The sequence below is a fragment of the Pseudogemmobacter blasticus genome (assembly GCF_003071405.1).
Classification (GTDB): Bacteria; Pseudomonadota; Alphaproteobacteria; order Rhodobacterales; family Rhodobacteraceae; genus Pseudogemmobacter; species Pseudogemmobacter blasticus.
The window spans coordinates 1461763-1481321 of sequence record NZ_CP020470.1; the positions used below are offsets into that span (position 1 = coordinate 1461763).

Here is a 19559-nt window from a genome sequence, read left to right on the forward strand (position 1 = left end):
GCGCGGGCCTTGCGGAACAGGGGCCGGACTGCCTGCTTTTCCTGCGGTGGCGGCGGAATTCGGGCTTTCCCTGCCGCAGATTCCCCGCTATAGGCCGCGGGTCGCGCCATGCACCCTTGGAGGATGGCGGACGAACATTAGGAGAGAACCAATGGCTCGCGAGATCCCCGATCTTCAGGCCGTGGTGCGGACGGGGACAGGCAAGGGGGCCGCCCGTCAAGCCCGCAGAGAGGGCTACGTACCCGGCATCGTCTATGGCGACGGCAAAGAGCCGACGCCGATCAACCTGAACTACTACTACCTGCTGAAGCGCCTGAAGGCCGGTCGCTTCCTGCAGACGCTGTTCAACCTCAAGGTTGAAGGCCAGCCTGACACGCATGTGATCTGCCGCGGTGTGCAGCGCGATGTGGTCAAGGATCTGCCCACCCATGTGGACTTCATGCGCATTCACGACGAATCGCGCATCAACCTGTTCATCCATGTGACCTTCATCAACCACGAAGCCAGCCCCGGCCTGAAGCGCGGCGGCACGCTGACGGTGATGCGCCCGGAAGTCGAACTGGAAGTGATGGCCGGGGATATTCCTGACCACATCACCGTTGACCTGACCGGCAAGGTGATCGGCGACGTGATCCACATCAACGACATTCCGCTGCCTGCCGGCGTCAAGCCGACCGTCAACCGGAACTTCGCCGTGGCAAACATCGCAGCTCCGGCCGGTCTGGCCGCGGTGGCTGACGAAGAATAAGGTCAGGGCCTTTGCAGAACAGGATCACGGGGGGCCTTCGCGCCCCCCGTTTTCATTCCGGCAGGCGCATCATCCGGGGCTGCCGGTTGAGGGGGCGGCGCATCGCCGCTATACCGGCGGGGTCAGATCCGGGCGGCCCGGAGCGACAGGATGACGGGGGCAGGAACGGTGAAACTCTTTGTCGGCCTTGGCAACCCCGGCGCGAAATACGCGGGCAACCGGCACAACATCGGCTTCATGGCGATGGATCGCATCGCGGCCGACCATGGCTTCGGCCCGTGGAAGAAGGCGTTTCAGGGGCTGGCCAGCGAAGGCCGGCTGGGCGCCGAAAAGGTGGTGCTGCTCAAGCCCGAAACCTTCATGAACCTCTCCGGCCAGTCGGTTCGCGCCGCTGCCGATTTCTACAAGATCGGCCCCGAAGACATTACCGTTTTCCATGATGAGCTGGACCTTGCCCCCGGCAAGTGCCGCGTCAAGCAGGGCGGCGGCCATGCCGGGCACAACGGGCTGCGGTCCATCCATGCCCATTTGGGCGAGACCTACGGCCGGGTCCGGCTGGGCATCGGTCACCCGGGCCACAAGGATGCCGTGGCCGCCTATGTGCTGCACGATTTCGCCAAGGCCGATCAGGACTGGCTGGACGATCTGCTGCGCGGCCTGTCGGACGGGGCGGCGGCCCTGGCGGCGGGCGATGGCACCCGCTTCATGAACGCGGTGTCGCTGCGCACCGCCCCGCCCCGGTCTTCGGCCACAGCCGACGAAAAGCCGCGCGCCACCCCGCCGGAGCCCCCCGCCGAAGACAGCCGCAGCCCGATGCAGAAGCTGCTCGACAAGTTCCGCTGACTGGCCCGACGTAACGTCAACCAGACCTGCCCGCGCTTGATTGCGGCCCGCGCCTGATGCTTCCTGCGGCAGGGGCACGGAGGAGAAACGGGAATGCGGCGCATCCTGAAGGTTTTGCTGATCGCGGTTGTCGCACTGGCGGCCGTCGCCGCCTGGAAACGCGACGAGATCACCCGCCTGATGGCGGCCAATTCGCTGTTTTCCCCCGGCACGATCGTCCAGAATTTCAGCCATATGGACAAGTTGTTCCTGACCCGGGCCCTGAGCCGGGGCGACGGGCCGGTTTCGCCCCTGCCGCAGGGGGAACCCATGACCCTGCCCCCCGGCGCGGAGGACTGGATCAAGGCGCGCAGCGTGACGGGGCTTGTCGTGCTGAAAGATGGCCAGATCCGGCACGAAAGCTATTACCTTGGCACCGGGCCGGACGATCTGCGGATCAGTTGGTCAATGGCGAAATCGGTGCTGGCCTCGCTGTTCGGCCTTGTGCTGGCCGACGGGTCCATCACCTCGATCGACGATCCGGTCATCAAATACGCGCCGTCGCTGAAGGGCTCGGCCTATGACGGCACCACGATCCGCGACGTGCTGACCATGACCTCGGGCGTGGCCTTCAACGAGGACTACATGGATTTCTGGTCCGACATCAACAAGATGGGCCGTATCCTTGCCCTTGGTGGCAGCATGGATGACTTTGCCGCAGGCCTGACCGAACGCGCCACCGAACCCGGCACCCATATGCACTATGTCTCGGTCGATACGCATGTGATCGGCATGGTGATCCGCGGCGCCACCGGCAAGGACATTCCCGAACTGCTGGAAGACCGCATCCTGACCCCGATGGGGTTTGAGGCCGCGCCCTATTACCTGGCCGATGGCGAGGGCGTCAGCTTCGTTCTGGGCGGGCTGAACATGCGCACGCGCGACTATGCCCGGGTCGCGGGCATGATCGCCGCAAACGGCCGCTGGAACGGCACGCAGATCGTTCCCGAACCTTGGGTCGAGGCGATGACCACGAAACAGGCCCCCGATGGGGCGGGATACGGGTTCCAGTGGTGGGTGCCCGACGATGCCCGCCCCGGCGAGGTGATGGCACGGGGCATCTACGGGCAATACCTCTGGATCGACCGCACCAAGGGCATCGCCATCGCCGTGAACGCGGCCGACCGCGGGTTCGAGGAACCGGGCGTCGAGGCGCAGAACCTGACCATGCTGCGCGCCATCGCCGATGCGCTGTAACCCCGCGCCGGTCAGGCCTGGCCGCCACCGTTGCCCTTGGCCGCCCCGTTGCGCGGGATCATCCCCGCCAGCGCCCGGCTGACCAGGGCCGAAACCTTGGGCCGTTCCGTCGCCACAAAGGGCAGCGGGCGGCACAGGTCCATGGCGGCAATGCCGATCCGCGCCGTCAGGGCGCCGTTGACCACGCCTTCGCCAAACCGGCGCGACAGCTTGGACAGCACCCCCCCGCCCGCGACCGACCCGATCAGGTCATCGGTCAGCGCCACCGCCCCGGTGGCCACCAGCGAGGTGAAGACCCGTCGCATCAGCTTCCAGCTTCCCAGCGTGCCGGCGCGGCCGCCGTAGATCTCCGCGATGCGCCGGATCATGCGCAGGTTGGAAAACAGCGCCGCCGCCACATCGACCAGCGCCAGCGGCACAAAGGCCGTGATCGCCGCCACCCGCCGCGCGGCGCCTTCGATCTCGGCCTTCACCAGCGCATCCAGCGGTGCCAGCACCTCGGCCTCGGCCAGCGACAGCAGGGCGTCGGCATCCATCAGCTCATCGGCGCGTTCATGAAACCGCGACAGGCCCCAGGCCGCCTCGGGCCGCCCGTCATACAACCGCAGCACCGCCTGCGTCACGCCACGCGCGGCCTTGAGGTCGGCCCTGGCATGGGCTTCGGCCGCGCGGCTGCGCAGCGCATCCAGCCGCGCCAGCCGGGCAAAGCCCGCCATCTCGCGCAGCGACAGCAGCAGCGCGGCCAGCACCGCCAGCCCGACCAGAACCACCGCGATCCAGCCCAGAACCGGATTGCGCGCCAGCAGGTCGGTCACGAATTCCCAGGCCGCCACCGACAAGACAAAGCTGAACAGCGCCCCGAAGGCCCAGACCGCAAAGCGGCGCAGCCGGTTCGGCGGTGCGGTGGCGATGCTGGCCAGCGCCTGCATCGCCTCGCCCGAAGGCAGGGTATCGGGCACCGGCGGCGCGGTCGAGGGATCGGCCTCGTCGTCCTCCAGCTCCATCAGAAAGGGCTTGGGCGCCTCGGTCACAGACGGTCTCCGATCAGGAACTCGACCGCCCGGTCCAGGCGGATATGCGGCGGGCCTTCGCCGGGGCGCAGGTTCAGCCGTGCGGGGGCAAAGGTCATCAGCCCGTATTCGGCATCCAGCCAGCGCGTCGCCCCGCCCCGCGCAGGCGCCAGCACGCGCGACGGATCAGCCGGCAGCGCGCCGGGATACATCACCGCCGGCTTGCCGGTGGACAACAGCCGCCCCTTGACCGAGGGCAGCCGCTGCCCGTCGCGTTCGATCACCTCTTCCACCGTGGCGCGCAGGCCCGCCAGCGACAGCGCCGCCACCTCGGCCCCGGCAAATTCGGCGCGTCCCTTGGCTTCGGCCACCAGCGCCTCGGCAATGGACGCCAGTTGCGGGTGCTGTTCGTGGTGCAGATGGTCGGCCTTGGTTGCCGCGAACAGGATCTTTTCCACCCGCTTGGCCCCCAGAAGTGTGGCCAGCCAGCCGGTGCGCCCCACGCGGAACGCCTGCAGGATTTCGGCCATCAGCCGGCGCAGGTCTTCCACTGCGCGCGGTCCCTGATGGATGGCCCCCAGCACATCCATCAGCACCACCTGCCGGTCGATGCGCGAAAAGTGGTCGCGGAAGAACGGCGCGACAACGCGGTCCTTGTAGGCCGCATAGCGCCGCTCCATCTCTCGCCAGAGGCTGCCCCGCGGCATCTGGCCGGGGTGGCGCAGTGGCGCGAAGGTCAGCACGGGCGATCCGGCCAGATCGCCGGGCAACAGGAACCGGCCCGGCGTGCAATCGGAATGTCCGGCCGCCCGCGCCGCCTGAAGATAGGTGGTGAAGCTGCGGGCCAGCGCCTGCGCGCGGGCCTCGTCCAGCCGGGCAGCGCCATCCTCGGCCCGGACCAGCGCCAGATACTCGGCCCCCTCGGGCCGCTCTTCCAGCCGGATCAGCGTGTCATGCGCCCATGTCTCGTAGGATTTCTCCATCAGCGACAGGTCCAGCAGCCATTCGCCGGGATAATCCACGATATCCAGATGCACCACGGTCGGCCCGCGGAACCCCGCGAACCAGCCTCCGGGCCGCACACGGAACGACAGTCGCAGTTCCGAGATTGACCGCGTGCTGTCCGGCCAGCGCGGCACCTCGGCCATCAGCGCGGCCATATGGCCTTCGTAGTCGAAGCGCGGCAGCGTATCGTCGGGCTGCGGTTGCAGATAGACCGCCTCGATCCGGCCCTCGCGTTCAGCCGTCAGTTGCGGCATCCGCCCCCGTGCCAGCAGGTTGGAAATCAGCCCGGTGATGAACACGGTCTTGCCGGCGCGCGACAGGCCGGTGACGCCCAGCCGGATCACCGGCTCGAACAGATATTCCGAAACGCGCGCCTGCACGCCCTCGACGCCCCGCGCAATACCGTCCGTGATCCCGAAGAGTGCCAAGATGCGTCCTTTTCTTCGGGCGCAAGATAGGCGCGACAGCGGCCATTGGAAAGGTGGACAGGCCGGGGACCATGCGCTAATCGCCGCGACATGTCGCGCTATGCCCTGAAGGTTGAATATCACGGCGCCCCGTTCTGCGGCTGGCAGCGGCAGGCCGATGGCCAGCCCTCGGTGCAGGCCGCCATCGAGGAGGCGCTGGCCCGGCTGGAACCGGGGCCGCACCGCATTGCGGCAGCCGGGCGCACTGATGCCGGCGTTCATGCCACGGGTCAGGTCGCCCATGCCGATCTGGCGCGCGACTGGGACGCGTTCCGCCTGTCCGAGGCGCTGAACTGGCATCTCAGGCCGCTGCCGGTGGCCATCACCGCCTGCGCCCGCGTGGATGACGAGTTCCACGCCCGGTTTTCGGCTGTGGAACGCCGCTACCTGTTCCGCATGGTCGCCCGCCGCGCGCCGGTCACCCATGACGCGGGTCTGGTCTGGCAGGTGCTGTCGCGCCCCGATCTGGATGCACTGCGCGAAGGCGCGGCGCATCTGGTGGGCCGGCACGATTTCACCACCTTCCGCGCGGCGCTGTGTCAGGCCGACAGCCCGGTCAAGACGCTGGACGAGATCACCGTGTCCGAACACCCCTATCCGGGCGGCACGGAAATCCGCTTTGCCCTGCGCGCCCGCAGCTTCCTGCACAATCAGGTGCGCTCGATCGTCGGCACGCTGGAACGTGTCGGCGCCGGGGCCTGGCCCCCGGACCGGGTGGCAACCGCCCTTGCCGCCCGCGACCGCGCCGCCTGCGGACCGGTTGCCCCGCCACAGGGCCTGTATCTGACGGGCGTCACCTATCCGGCCGATCCCTTCGCCGGCTGATCGCAAGGGCGAAACGGTGGACCGGCAGGCCGGTTTGGCTTAGGAATTCTGCACAGCGAAGAAAGGCCCCTGCATGACCCTCAGCCAACTGATCCTGTCGCAACTTGCCGATCCGTTCCGCATTGGCCTGATCGTCGCGCTTGTCTTCACCATGCTGCGCACCCGCTCTGCCACGGGCGTCTGGCTGCCGCTGGCCGCGGGTGTGCTTTTCGTGGCAGTGATCCTGCCCACCACCATGGGCACCGCCAGCCCCGAACCGCTGTGGCGGCAGGTGGCGACGGGTGTGGTCGCGAACAGCGTCATTCTGGGGGTGGTTCTGGGCATCTGGACGGCGATCCAGCGCGCCCGCGGCGGCTGACGGCTCAGGCGGCCAGCAGGCGGCGCAATTCGCGGCGCAGGCTTTCCAGTTCGAAGGGTTTTGACACGAAGCCATCGGCGCCCAGATCGCGGGCGCGGCGCTGGTCCTGCGCGGAGCCGCGCGCCGTCATCATCAGGATGCGGATACCGGCGGTGGCGGGATCGTCGCGCAACTGGTGGCAGATGTCATAGCCCGACAGGCCGGGCAGCATCACGTCAAGCAGCACCAGATCGGGGCGGCGGTCGCGGATCAGCCGCAGCGCCTCGGCTCCGTCAGCCACCCGTTCATGCGCATAGCCTTCGCGGCCCAGAACGAACTCCAGCGCAAGCGCGATGGAATCGTCGTCCTCGACGATCATCACATGGCGCGGATGCGCCTTGACTGGGACGGCAACGTCCGCGGGCATCGCTTGGTCTCACCTGAGTATCTGCAAAACGGCCAAACGAGAAAGAAGCAGAAAGCCCGGGCCGGGGGCGAACCCCGGCCCGGGCGTGAGGCATCACTTGCCGGTGTCGGCGAAGATGTCCTTCTTGTGGGTGCCGCCCGGCACGAAGATCGCACCGATGACCACGGTCATGACCGCAACCACGATGGCGTACCACAGGCCGGCGTAGATGTTGCCGGACTGGGCCGAGATCGCGAAGGCGGTCGCGGGCAGCAGGCCACCGAACCAGCCGTTGCCGATGTGATAGGGCAGCGACAGACCCGAGTAGCGGATGCGCGTCGGGAACAGTTCCACCAGCATCGCGGCGATCGGGCCGTAAACCATCGTCACCAGCAGGATCAGATAGGTCAGGGTGGCGATGATCGTCAGCTTCTGCGCGGTGAAGATGTCGATGAAGTTCTGCGCCTTGGCAACTGTGGTGTTCTTGTCGGCAACCAGCGGATAACCGGCAGCGCCAAGCGCATCGTTCAGGGCCTTTTCGAAAGCGGCCTTCACGCCGCTTTCCTTGGCAACAACAGCCGCAGCCTCGTCATACTTGGCCAGGATGTCAGCCGGAACCGCCATGCGGGCGGTGTCCAGCGTCGCCTGAAGCGGGGCAACGGCGGCGGTCGCGCTGTCAACGGCAGCCTGCGCCGCAGCCTTGGCCGCGTCATCGGTGCCGGCTTCGGCGGCTGTCAGCGCCTTCTGGGCGGTGCCGACGGCAGCCTTCGCGGCGGCCACGGCCTTTTCGGCATCCGTCAGCGCGGTCAGCGCGGCGGCGTCGATCCCCTTCGACACTTCGGCAAGGGCAGCCTTGGCATCGGCGATGGCCGCGGCGTTCTTGGCGGCGTCATAGGCAACCACTTCGGTCTCGCCCACCTTGACGGTGGCAACGGTGCCAGCAGGGGCTTCGACCGTGGTCGAGTTCACCGAGCTCTTCGACAGCGTGGCTTTCACGATGTCGCAGCTATTGTTGAACTTCGCGGTTCCGACCGGGTTGAACTGGAACGAGCAGTCAGCCGGATCGGCGGTCACCACGACCGGAACCTGCTGCGCGGCGTGCAGAGCGGGGTTCGCGGTGGCGGTCAGGAACTTGAACACCGGGAAGTAGGTGATGGCCGCAATCAGGCAGCCCGCCAGGATGATCGGCTTGCGGCCGATGCGGTCAGACAGCGAGCCGAAGAAGATGAAGCCCCAGGTGCCCAGGATCAGCGACCAGGCCACGAAGACGTTGGCGCTGAAGCTGTCGACCTTGATCACGTTCTGCATGAAGAACAGCGCGTAGAACTGGCCCGAGTACCACACCACGGCCTGGCCGGCGGTCAGGCCGAGCAGGGCGATCAGGGCGATCTTGGCGTTCTTCCACTGGCCAAAGGCTTCGCGCAGCGGCGCCTTCGAGGCGGAACCCTCTTCCTTCATCTTCTTGAAGGCGGGGGATTCGTTCATCTGCAGGCGGATGTAGAGCGAAACCAGAAGCAGCAGGATCGAGCCCAGGAACGGAATACGCCAGCCCCAGGCATTGAACGCCTTCATCATCGCCGGCGTGCCGTCGGCGTTGAAGGTGGCCGCACCGGCCGCGTCCAGCACCGGCTGGTCGGGATAGGCGCCGTTCACATAGCCCTGCACCGACAGGATGACGACCAGCGACAGGAGAAGACCCAGCGTCGCGGTGGTCTGGATGAAGGCGGTGAAGTAGCCGCGCTGGTTGGCCGGCGCGTGCTCGGCCACATAGACCGCGGCCCCGCCGTACTCGCCGCCAAGCGCCAGACCCTGCGCCATGCGCAGCACGATCAGGATGATCGGCGCCGCGATGCCCCAGGAGAAGTAGTTGGGAAGCAGGCCGACGATGAAGGTCGACAGGCCCATGATCAGGATGGTCATCAGGAAGGTGTACTTCCGGCCGATGAGGTCACCCAGCATCCCGAACACCAGCGCGCCGAACGGGCGCACGATGAAGCCCGCCGCAAAGGCCAGAAGCGCAAACACGTTGCGCGTGGCTTCCGGGAAGGGGGTGAAGAACTGCGCGCCGATGATCGCGGCGAGCGAGCCGTAAAGATAGAAGTCGTACCACTCGAAGATGGTCCCGGCAGAGGAAGCAAGAATAACCTTCTTCTCCTCTGCGGTCATGGGACGCGAGCGATCGCGCACGTCCGAACCGGTCATAGCCATTTGGCTTCCTCCATGTTGCCCCGCCTTGCGGTCGGAGCGGTTCCCTTTCGCATTCGGCCTCTTGCCCGCCCGCGAAAGACGGGCCGGGCCCCTGGGCCCCCGTCCCCCTGCGGGGCCGGAGGTCGGGCGAGAGGGCATCCCGCAGGTGGTGCGGTCCGCCTCCCCTTCCGGTCTTGTCCGGCGCCCGGGCTCCTCCTGCCCGGATGCCGGCTGGTCGTCAGGCCGCCACGCGCCCCACGATGGCCCCCAGCGCGGCCCGGATCGCGGCGATGGTTCCCATCGCGTCGATCCGCTCCAGCACGCCCTTGCCGTCGTAATAGGCGATCAGCGGTGCCGTCTGGGCGTGATAGGCCTTCAGCCTTTCGCGCACAGTTTCGGCGGTGTCGTCGGCGCGGCGCTTGAACGCCGTGCCGCCGCATTTGTCGCAAGTGCCCGCCACGGCGGGCCGCTTGAATTCGTCGTGATAGCCTTCGCCGCAGGTGGCGCAGGTGCTGCGGCCGGCAACGCGGCCGACCATGGCCTCGTCATCAACCTCAAGGCTGATCGCGGCCGTCACCCGCTGGCCGGTTTCGGCCAGCAGCACATCCAGCGCAGAGGCCTGGCCATCGGTCCGGGGAAAGCCGTCCAGGATGATGCCGCGCGCCACATCCGGCGCCGCCATCCGGTCGCGCAGGATGGCCAGGACGATCTCGTCGCTGACCAGCCCGCCGGCGTCCATCACCGATTTCGCCCGACGGCCGGCCTCGCTGCCCGAGGCAACGGCGGCGCGCAGCAGATCACCCGTCGAAAGCTGGATCAGACCGAAGTCCTCCTCCAGGATACGCGCCTGTGTGCCCTTCCCGGCCCCCGGGGGGCCAAGCAGGATCAGGACGGGGGACTGGGATGCCGCCATCTCAGTGCCGGTTCATGCGGTTTTCGATCAGATCGTCCACCACTGACGGATCGGCCAGCGTCGAGGTATCACCCAGGCTGCCAAAGTCGTTTTCGGCGATCTTGCGCAGGATGCGGCGCATGATCTTGCCCGAGCGCGTTTTCGGCAAGCCGGGCGCCCACTGGATCAGGTCCGGCTTGGCGATGGGGCCGATTTCCTGGCGGACAAAGGCCTCAAGCTCCTTGCGCAGCGCATCGCTGGGTTCGACACCCTTCATCAGCGTGACATAGGCATAGATGCCCTGGCCCTTGATGTCATGCGGGTAGCCCACGACCGCCGCTTCGGCCACCTTCTCATGCGCCACAAGCGCGCTTTCGACCTCGGCCGTGCCCATCCGGTGGCCCGAGACGTTGATCACGTCATCGACACGGCCGGTGATCCAGTAGTAGCCATCCGCATCGCGGCGGCAGCCGTCGCCGGTGAAGTAATAGCCCTTGTACTGGGCGAAATACGCCTCCTGGAAGCGTTCATGGTCGCCCCAGAGCGTGCGCATCTGGCCCGGCCAGCTATCGGCGATGCAAAGCACGCCTTCGGTTTCCACCTCGTCATGGACCTTGGCGGTTGCCGGGTCCAGAACCACCGGCTTGACGCCGAAGAAGGGCAGCGTGGCCGAGCCCGGCTTGGCCGGAATGGCGCCCGGCAGCGGGGTCAGCATGTGGCCGCCGGTTTCGGTCTGCCAGAAGGTATCGACGATGGGACGCGTGCCCTTGCCCACATGGGTATTGTACCAGTTCCAGGCCTCGGGGTTGATCGGTTCACCCACCGAACCCAGCACCTTGAGCGAGGACAGGTCGTGCTTTTCCACCCATTCCGCGCCAAGGCCCATCAGGCTGCGGATCGCGGTCGGGGCGGTGTAGAACTGGCTGACCTTGTGCTTGGCGCACACCTCCCAGAACCGGCCGGCGTCGGGGAAGGTGGGCACGCCTTCGAACATCAGCGTGGTCGCGCCGTTCGCCAGCGGGCCATAGATGATGTAGCTGTGGCCGGTGACCCAACCCACGTCGGCGGTGCACCAGAACACATCGCCGTCGTGGTAATCGAAGGTCAGTTGCTGGGTCATCGAGGCATAGACCAGATACCCGCCCGAGGTATGCACCACCCCCTTCGGCTTGCCGGTCGAACCGCTGGTGTACAGGATGAACAGCGGGTCTTCGGCCCCCATTTCCACATAGGGGCAATAGGGCTTGGCCCAGTCCATCTGCTGGCGCAGGTCGATGTCGCGGTCGGCGATCCAGTGGATCTGGTCGCCGGTATGCTTGACCACCAGGCACTTCACCCGGTCCGAACAGTGCAGCAGCGCCTTGTCGGTGTTGTCCTTCAGCGGGGTCTTCTTGCCGCCGCGCGGCGCATAGTCGGCGGTGATCACCACCTTGGCGTCGCAGTCGTTGATGCGGTTGGCCAGCGCATCGGGCGAGAAGCCGGCGAAGACGATGGAATGGATGGCGCCGATCCGCGCGCAGGCCAGCATGGCATAGGCCGCTTCGGGGATCATCGGCAGGTAGATGACGACACGGTCGCCCTTCTTGACGCCAACCGACTTCAGCACGTTCGCCATGCGCGAGGTTTCTTCCAGCAGCTTGGCATAGGTGATGTGCAGCGCCGGGGTCTTGGGGTCGTCGGGTTCCCAGATGATCGCGGTCTGGTTGGCGCGGGTGATCATGTGGCGGTCGATGCAGTTCGCGCTGACGTTCAGCGTGCCGTCCTCGAACCACTTGATGTCAACCTTGCCGAATTCGAAGTTGGTGTTCTTCACCTTGGTGAAGGGCTGGATCCAGTCGATCCGCTGGCCGTGTTCGGCCCAGAAGGCATCTGGATCGGCGACCGAGGCCGCGTACATCTTCGCATAGGCGCCGGCATCGACATGCGCGTTCGCAACGAAGTCATCCGACGGCTTATAGACGGCGCTCGCGTCTGGCTGGTCCTTCATGGCGTTCTCCCCCCATAAAATCGCAGGCCGGGGCCATGCCTGCGCCACATCCTCCGGGTCGTCCCGGGAAGATCTCTCCCAACGTCACTCTACTGCATCGTCAATTTTCTGATAACCCCTTTTAACGCAAACATTTTTCTGTAAATAAATTAACGAATAAAGCGTGAATTATGTAAATATCCCGCAGCTCGCATCCGATTTGATGCGTTTTTTCAACGTGCTGCAGATTCACAAGTCAGCCCCGGTGTTCTGTCCCGGGCTTACGCGGCGTCAGGGCGACGGCCCCGACACCGCGCAGCGCCTGCCAGCGGTGCCGGCAGGCGCTCACGAAAACGTGGGTGATTCGCGGGCGGCAATCAGCCGTGCGTGGCGATGCAGTCCTTCAGGGCGGCCAGATCGGGCAGGTAGCGCGCCTCGGCTTCCGTCAGACCCTGCGCCTGCAATGCGCGCCGCACCTCGGGCCGGGCGCCGACGATGCACAGCCGCCCGCCCTTGCGATGCATCTTGCGGGCCAGAACCTCAAAGCTCTTGGCGCCGGAACTGTCGATCATCGGCACCTCGGTGAAATCGACCGCAAAGATGCGCGGCCGTTCGGCGATCCGGTCCAGCACGCCCCCCACCTGCGCCGCCGCGCCAAAGAAGAACGGGCCGTTCAACTGATAGACCAGCACGTCGCCCGCGGTGAAGCCTGCCTCCTCGGCGGGCAGTTCGCCCTGGCGCAGGCCAGTGGCATCGGACATCCGCTTGATGAACACCAGCCCGGCGATGGCAAAGCCCACCACGATGCCTTCGGTCAGGTCGCGGAACACCACCAGCAGAAAGGTGGACAGGATGATCAGCGCATCGCCCCGCGATCCGCGGACAAGGTTCCAGAACTCTTCCTTCTCGATCATGCCCCAACTGACCACGGCCAGCACCCCCGCCAGCGCGGCCAGCGGGATATAGGCCGCATAGCGCGCCGCCACCGCCATGAAGGCCAGCAGGAACAGCGCGTGCAACATGCCGGACACCGGCCCCCGGCTGCCGGCCCGCACATTGGTTGCGGTGCGGGCGATGGTGCCGGTCACGCAGAAGCCGCCGAACAGCGCGCTGCCAATGTTCGCCACGCCCTGCCCCACCAGTTCCGCATTGGACCGATGGCGCGCACCGCTCATCCCGTCGGCCACCACTGCCGACAGCAGCGACTCGATCGCCCCCAGCAGCGCGAAGCTGGTTGCCCAGGGCAGCGCCGCCATCACCGCCGCCCGGTCCAGCACCGGCAGGGCGGGCAGCGGCGGCAGGTTCGGCAAGGCGCCGAAGCGGCTGCCGATGGTTTCAACCGGCAGGTTCAGCGCCACGGCCCCGACCGCCGCCAGCACCACCGCGATCAGCATCCCCGGCCAATGCGGCCTGAACCGCCGCACCGCCATGATGGTGACGATGGTCGCCACCGCCACCGCCACCGCCTGCGGCGTGACCGACCCGCGCGCCGCCCACAGCGCCTCAAGCTTGCCCAGAATCTCGGCCGGCTCGCCCGCGGTCAGGGTCAGGCCGAACAGATCCTTGATCTGGCTGGCAAAGATGATCACCCCGATCCCGGCGGTAAAGCCAACCGTCACCGGATAGGGAATGAACTTGATATAGGTTCCCAGCCGCAGCAGCCCCGCCGCGATCAGGATGAAGCCCGACAGGAAGGTTGCGGTGATCAGCCCGTCGATCCCGGTCGTCATCACGCAGGCCGAAACCAGCACGATGAACGCCCCGGCCGGCCCGCCGATCTGGAACCGGCTGCCGCCGAAGGCCGAGACAAGGAAGCCGCCGATGATCGCCGTCGTCAGCCCCCGCTCGGGGCCGACGCCGCTGGCAATGGCAATCGCCATCGACAAGGGCAGCGCCACGATCGCCACCGTCAGCCCGGCCAGCGCATCGGCCCGCAGCGCGGCCGCCCCATAGCCTTCGCGGAAAACGGTGACGATTTTCGGAAGGAACTCTTCCGGCACGCGGGACAGTCGGATCTGGTCGGTCATTTCACCACCGGAAGGGGGATCACACGCCAGAAATCACTGGCAAGCCGTTCTGAATGACGCCAGAAGACTCCCGCCCTTGCCGGCTGTCAACCGCGATCAGGACCATGTGATGACCGAACCCCAACCAACCCGCCGCCCCGACCCCGTTGCCGCCGCCAATGACGAGGCGCGGACGCTGGCGCAGACGCTGCTGTCGGGCACCGGCCATGGGGCCCTGTCGTGGATTGATCCCGCCGACGGCACCCCCAGCATCAGCCGCGTCGCCTTCGGGCTGGATGAAGATGGCTGCCCTCTGGTGCTGGTGTCCGGCCTTGCGCCCCATACCGCCGCGCTGCGGGCCCATCCCGACTGCGCGCTGATGGTGGTGGAAGACACCACGCGCGGCGATCCGATGACCCATGCCCGGCTGATGCTGCGCGCCCGGGCCGAGTTTGTGCCGCAAGACCAGTGCGCGCCGCTGCGCGCTGCCTGGCTTGCCCGGTTTCCCAAGGCCAAGGTCTATATCGACCTGCCCGATTTCGCCTTTGTCCGGCTGGTGCCGCAATCGGCGCTGCTGAACGGCGGCTTTGCCCGCGCTTTCCGGCTGGCCCCGTCCGACCTGCTGGCCGGCCTGCCGGGATAGGCGCGAATGTCAACGGGCGGCGGTGCCCCCACACCGCCGCCCGTTCCGCGGCGCCCCGCCCCAGCCGGGGCGCCGCGCCTCAGACCGTCACGTCCATCCGCAGGACAGCAACGACCTTGCCCTTCACCGCCTCGCCCCAGCGCAGTTGCGCCTGCGCGCCGGAACTGCCCGCCGCCGGCGTGGCGTTCGGCAACATGTAGCGCGCCGCGTTCGCGCCGTTGGTGATGGTGCCTTCCGGGCAGATGCTTTCGACCTGCCGGATCTGGCCGCCAAACGGCACCGCAGCGCCGGGGTCGATGGTCCAGGTGTCCGCGGCGGTGTTCTGCGTATGCGCAATCACCAGCGGATTGGCGATGGTCTGGTTCACCTGATTGAAGGTGTTGCCCGCAATCTGCACGTTGCGCGCGCGCCCCGCGTTCAGCGTGGCAAAGGTGGTGTCCACCGCCTCGACCCGGTCGACCGTGGCGTTGAACACGCGGAACGTGTTGTTCACCAGGCTGAAACCATTGAAGAAATGGCCTGCACCATAGGGCTTGACCACCAGCCAGCGAAAGGCCGACGACACATCCGAGGCGATGAAGATGTTGCCGGTGATGTTCAGCCCGCCGAACGAAAACTCGTTGGTGAATTCGGGCTCGGCATCATGTTCGTTGCCCCATTCGATAAAGCAGTTGTCCACATAATTGCCCGTGACCACGGTCGCCACATTGGTCTGCGTGAACACCAGCCCGGCCACCCGCACCCCGGCTGTCTGATCGTCGCCCTGAAAGAAGTGGTTCGACTGGATCATGTGGCTGGTGCCGTTCATCACGGCAAAGTGCCGGAAGCGCACCACGCGGTTGTTGCGCAGCTTGACATCATTTGCCTGCACGTTCAGCGCAATGGTGGTGCGGGTCTGGGCCGGCAGCGCCTGCTCGTTCGACAGGAACTGGCAGTAATCGACATGCAGCCCCTGACAGCCTGTCCCGGTCGAGGTGATGCCCCTGTCGCGCGGGCGGTTGAAGGTGCAATGGTCAAAGCGGTTGACCGACCCCGACATCCCCAGCATCACGCCCGAGGCAAGGCCAAGGCTGTTGAATTCGACATCCAGGATCTCGAACTGCGACAGCTTGGAAAAGCCCGAGAAATCCAGCAGATACTTGTAGCGGGTAAAGGTATAGCTGCGCGTTCCCACCGCCCCGTACAGCGGTTGCGAAAGCTCAATCGTGCCGGCCCCCACGTCCTTGGCCTTGACATAGACCTCGCGCCCCACGCCGGTGCCTTCGACCAGGGCGCCCACCGGCACATTGGCGACATTGGCCACTGCGGTCAGCACTGTCTGCGCCGAGGCCGAATAGGTTGCGACCGAGGTGACCGTCTCGTTGTCCCAGCCGCTTGACGGCACCGCGTTCAAGGATCCGTTGCGCAGCACCCGGCGGTTGCTGAAGCTGGTCAGACCGGCCACCGCCGCCACATCCACCGGCGCGCTCAGGTCGATCCGGCGCCCCGACAGGTCCAGCGTGACGTGGTCGCTGAAATAGAACAGCGCCTGCAATGCACGGCGGAAGCCTTCGGCATCGCTGCCATAGGCGGCGGCATAGGTGTCCAGATCGAAGTTGCGCGTCAGCACCATCCGGTTCGCCGCCGGCTGTGTCACGCTGCCGACGAAGCGGATCGAGGAATTGACCGTCAGGTTGCCGGCAACCAGATAGGTGCCCGCCGAAACCAGCACCGTCCGGCCCGCCGCCGCCAGATCGGCCGCCTGGAAGGCGGCGAAGTCATTGGTCACCCCGTCGCCCCTGGCGCCGTAATCGCGCACATCGACCACATCCACCAGCTTGCGCAGGAACACCTCGGTCACGTCCTCGACCGTGATGTCGTCGATGCGCACCACGCCGCCATTCGCCCCGGTCAGGTCCAGCCCGACATGCGCCAGCACCGGCGTCAGCCCCCAGACCAGATCCACCCCCGTCCGGCTGCCCGCCCCGATGATTGCCTGAACCGTCACCACCTCGCCATAGGTCAGCAGTTGCACCGACGGGCCGGTCTGCGGAACGGAGCCGACAGCGGCACCCGCTGCATTTCCCGCCCAGGCCGCGATCCGCACCGCCGGCAGGTTGCCCGACACCGCCTTCACCCGCGCGTAAACCCGGATGTACATATCCGGCCGCAGCGGCGTTTCGGCAAAGGCGCGCAGCTTCTGCGTGCCTTGCGTCTTTTGCAGTTCCAGACAGGCCCCGAAATCCTGATCGTTGGTCACCAGCGCCGCATTGGCCGCCCCGTCATACGAGGCATCGCCCGCCAGCCCGTTCGCGCTGGACCAGTTCGCCAGCCCGCCCAGAAACGGCGGCGGCATCAGGACCAGCCCGTCGGTAATTGCCATGTTCATTGAAAATCCCTCGCCTCGTTCCGCCGGATGCCGGCGGGCGATGTCCGCCGCGCCTTGGGGACAGCGAAGTATCAATGAAGGGTTAACCGCGCCTCAGACGGGCGCACGGCACAGGGGCCGCCCGCGCAACACGCCATGGCGGCAAGGAAAGGGGGCCAAAAGACAAAGGGCCGGAACGACTGCGCGCCCCGGCCCCCGGAAATGCTGCCAACCTGGCCTCAGCCGGCGACCAGTTCGCCCCGCAGCGCGCGGGCGATCAGCGCCTCGGTCTCGGTCACGCCATAAAGCGCGATGAAGCCGCCGAAGCGCGGGCCTTCGCTGGCGCCCAGCAACACCTCGTACAGCGCCTTGAACCAGTCGCGCAGCGGGTCGAAGCCATGGTCCTTGCCCACGGCATAGACCACCGCCTGCAGTTCCTCGGCATCATGGCTGCCTTCCCAGGCCGCCAGCCGCGCCCGCAGATCCTCGATCGCCGCGCGTTCCTTGTCATCCGGCAGGCGGAAGGCCCGTGTCGGCGCGATCTTGTCAGCGAAATAGCGCACCGCGAACCCGGCCGCCGCATCCAGATCGGGGTGGGTCTCCGGGCTCGCCTCGGGCGCATAGGCCTTGATATAGCCCCACAGCCCCTTGGCATCCTTGGCCCCGGCCACCGAGGCCAGGTTCAGCAACATGCTGAAGCTGACCACCATGTTCGACACCGGCGGCTTGCCGTCATGGATGTGCCAGACCGGGTTGTTCACCTGCTGCTCCAGCGGCTGCTCGGGGAAAGCCTTGAGCTGCTGGTGATATTCGTCCACCGCCTTGGGGATCACATCCCACCACAGCCGCTTGGCCGTCTTGGGCTTCTGGTACATGAAATAGGACAGGCTTTCCGTCGCCGCATAGGTCAGCCATTCGTCGATGGTCAGCCCGTTGCCCTTCGACTTGGAAATCTTCTGGCCCTCGAAATCCAGGAACAGCTCATAGGTAAAGTGGTTGGGCTTGCGGCCCCCCAGCACCTCGCAGATGCCGTCATAGATCGGCGTATTGGTGCTGTGGTCCTTGCCGTACATTTCAAAGTCCACGTCCAGCGCCGCCCAGCGGGCGCCGAAGTCGGGCTTCCATTGCAGCTTCACATGGCCGCCCGTCACCGGCAGCGTCCATTCGCGGCCCGCCTCGTCGTCGAAGGTGATGGTGCCGTCCTTGGCGTTCACCTCCTTCATCGGCACATACAGAACCCGGCCCGTCTCGGGGTGGATCGGCAGAAAGGCGGAATAGGTCTGCTGCCGTTCTTCCCGCAGCGACGCCAGCATGATCTCCATGATCGCGTCATAGCGTTCCGCCGCCAGCCGCAGCGTGTCGTCGAACCGGCCGCTCTTGTAGAATTCGGTCGCGCTGATGAATTCGTATTCAAAGCCGAACGTGTCCAGGAACCGCCGCAACATGGCGTTGTTATGCGCGCCGAAGCTTTCGTACTCGCCATAGGGGTCGGGCACGCTGGTCAGCGGCTTCTGCATGTGCTGGCGCAACATCTCCTGCTGCGGCACATTCTCGGGCACCTTGCGCATACCGTCCACGTCATCGCTGAAGCAGATCAGCCGCGTCGGGATGTCGCTGATGATCTCGAAGGCGCGGCGGATCATCGTCGTCCGCGCCACCTCGCCGAAGGTGCCGATATGCGGCAGGCCCGACGGGCCATAGCCGGTCTCGAACAGCACATAACCCTTTTCGGGGTCCTTCTTCTCATACCGTTTCAGCACCGCGCGCGCCTCTTCGAACGGCCAGGCCTTCGATTTCATCGCAGCGTCGCGGAGCGCGGTCATGGGAATGATCCTTCAAGGAAACGCCCGGAACCCTGTGTCCCGGACCCTGTGTCCTCTATTGCCGCCGCCCTGCCCCGTCAATAATCTCCGGCCATCGCGAGAGAGGAGCCGCAGATGACCGATACCGCCCCGATGTCACCGCAAGATGCCCTGGTGGCCGTCATGGTGGCCTGTTCGGCCTCTGACCAGAACATGCGCACCGCCGAACTGGTGGCGATCCAGCGCATGGTCAACCACATGCCCGTCTTCGCCACCTATGACACCGACCGCATCCGCCGCGTCAGCCAGACCGTCTTTGACCTGTTCGAAGAGGAAGACGGGCTGGACGCCCTGTTCGGCCTGATCCGCGGCGCCCTGCCCGAGCGCCTTTATGAAACCGCCTATGCGCTGGCCTGCGATGTGGTCACCGCCGACGGGCGGCACAGCCAGCTTGAACTGCGGATGCTGGAAGAGGTCAGCCACGAACTGGGCATCGACCGCCTGCACGCCGCCGCCATCGAATGGGGCGCAAGGGTGCGACATATGGTGGTGTAAGGGGGGGCCGATCGGGCGCTCCCGGCCTGCTCACCTGACGCCACGCAGTCGGCGCAACGCAGGGCCGCGCCCTTCCTCGGGTGGGCGCAGCAACGGCCGGCAGAGGCAGTTTATGGCACAACACCTCCGCCGCAGTTCGGGTGAACCCCGTCGCAAAAGCGCCCTCCCGGGGGAGGGAGGGCGCGGCCCGGCGGGCTTCGCCCTTGATTCCGGGCCAACGGGACATCTGGCGTTCCGCTCAAGGATCACAACTGGCAGAGGGGCGCACTCGGTTCCATGCGGTC

16 protein-coding genes are annotated in these 19559 nt (G+C 66.4%); 7 read left to right on the forward strand and 9 right to left on the reverse strand.

What is annotated here, in order from left to right; all coding sequences use genetic code 11:
* Positions 1–151: 151 nt before the first annotated feature.
* From B6K69_RS07085 to B6K69_RS07095, 3 genes are all read left to right on the forward strand, one after another.
* Positions 152–748: a 50S ribosomal protein L25/general stress protein Ctc gene (locus tag B6K69_RS07085; RefSeq protein WP_107672275.1), complete on the forward strand. Its 597-nt coding sequence runs from the start codon at positions 152–154 to the stop codon at positions 746–748.
* A gap of 168 nt (positions 749–916) precedes the next feature.
* Positions 917–1591, forward strand: coding sequence for an aminoacyl-tRNA hydrolase (pth, locus tag B6K69_RS07090; protein WP_108644822.1), 675 nt, complete (start codon positions 917–919; stop codon positions 1589–1591).
* Positions 1592–1684: 93 nt separating this feature from the next.
* Positions 1685–2827 (forward strand): serine hydrolase domain-containing protein, encoded by a 1143-nt coding sequence (locus B6K69_RS07095; RefSeq protein WP_108643286.1) that lies wholly within the window; start codon positions 1685–1687, stop codon positions 2825–2827.
* Positions 2828–2838: 11 nt separating this feature from the next.
* Here the strand turns inward: B6K69_RS07095 and B6K69_RS07100 are convergent, their stop codons facing one another.
* Positions 2839–3831 (reverse strand): YcjF family protein, encoded by a 993-nt coding sequence (locus B6K69_RS07100; protein WP_108644823.1) that lies wholly within the window; start codon positions 3829–3831, stop codon positions 2839–2841.
* 23 nt (positions 3832–3854) lie between these two features.
* Positions 3855–5270: a YcjX family GTP-binding protein gene (locus tag B6K69_RS07105; protein WP_108643287.1), complete on the reverse strand. Its 1416-nt coding sequence runs from the start codon at positions 5268–5270 to the stop codon at positions 3855–3857.
* A gap of 90 nt (positions 5271–5360) precedes the next feature.
* Here B6K69_RS07105 and truA point away from each other — a divergent pair, with 90 nt between their 5' ends.
* The gene (gene truA, locus B6K69_RS07110; protein ID WP_108643288.1) at positions 5361–6134 is read left to right on the forward strand and encodes a tRNA pseudouridine(38-40) synthase TruA; all 774 of its coding nucleotides are present in this window, start codon (positions 5361–5363) and stop codon (positions 6132–6134) included.
* Between the two features lie 73 nt (positions 6135–6207).
* On the forward strand, positions 6208–6492 hold the full coding sequence (locus tag B6K69_RS07115) for a hypothetical protein (protein WP_108643289.1): 285 nt from the start codon (positions 6208–6210) through the stop codon (positions 6490–6492).
* Between the two features lie 4 nt (positions 6493–6496).
* Here the strand turns inward: B6K69_RS07115 and B6K69_RS07120 are convergent, their stop codons facing one another.
* The 5 genes from B6K69_RS07120 to B6K69_RS07140 form a co-directional block, all read right to left on the reverse strand.
* On the reverse strand, positions 6497–6898 hold the full coding sequence (locus B6K69_RS07120) for a response regulator transcription factor (RefSeq protein ID WP_108643290.1): 402 nt from the start codon (positions 6896–6898) through the stop codon (positions 6497–6499).
* Between the two features lie 93 nt (positions 6899–6991).
* A complete protein-coding gene (locus tag B6K69_RS07125) occupies positions 6992–9085 on the reverse strand; it encodes an MFS transporter (RefSeq protein WP_164681904.1) in 2094 nt (697 codons plus the stop codon).
* A gap of 217 nt (positions 9086–9302) precedes the next feature.
* The gene (locus B6K69_RS07130; protein ID WP_107672269.1) at positions 9303–9977 is read right to left on the reverse strand and encodes an adenylate kinase; all 675 of its coding nucleotides are present in this window, start codon (positions 9975–9977) and stop codon (positions 9303–9305) included.
* Between the two features lies 1 nt (position 9978).
* A complete protein-coding gene (gene acs, locus B6K69_RS07135) occupies positions 9979–11943 on the reverse strand; it encodes an acetate--CoA ligase (RefSeq protein ID WP_108643291.1) in 1965 nt (654 codons plus the stop codon).
* A gap of 356 nt (positions 11944–12299) precedes the next feature.
* Positions 12300–13949, reverse strand: coding sequence for a SulP family inorganic anion transporter (locus B6K69_RS07140; RefSeq protein ID WP_108643292.1), 1650 nt, complete (start codon positions 13947–13949; stop codon positions 12300–12302).
* 109 nt (positions 13950–14058) lie between these two features.
* Between B6K69_RS07140 and B6K69_RS07145 the strand changes: the two genes are divergently transcribed.
* Positions 14059–14571: a HugZ family pyridoxamine 5'-phosphate oxidase gene (locus tag B6K69_RS07145; protein WP_108644825.1), complete on the forward strand. Its 513-nt coding sequence runs from the start codon at positions 14059–14061 to the stop codon at positions 14569–14571.
* Positions 14572–14650: 79 nt separating this feature from the next.
* Here the strand turns inward: B6K69_RS07145 and B6K69_RS07150 are convergent, their stop codons facing one another.
* Positions 14651–16939 (reverse strand): glycosyl hydrolase family 28-related protein, encoded by a 2289-nt coding sequence (locus B6K69_RS07150; protein WP_108643293.1) that lies wholly within the window; start codon positions 16937–16939, stop codon positions 14651–14653.
* A gap of 218 nt (positions 16940–17157) precedes the next feature.
* Positions 17158–18741, reverse strand: a complete 1584-nt coding sequence (locus B6K69_RS07155) for a lysine--tRNA ligase (protein WP_108643294.1) — start codon at positions 18739–18741, stop codon at positions 17158–17160.
* Between the two features lie 114 nt (positions 18742–18855).
* On the opposite strand from B6K69_RS07155, the gene B6K69_RS07160 reads away from it, so the two are divergent.
* Positions 18856–19275, forward strand: a complete 420-nt coding sequence (locus B6K69_RS07160) for a tellurite resistance TerB family protein (RefSeq protein WP_107672264.1) — start codon at positions 18856–18858, stop codon at positions 19273–19275.
* Positions 19276–19559 lie beyond the last annotated feature (284 nt).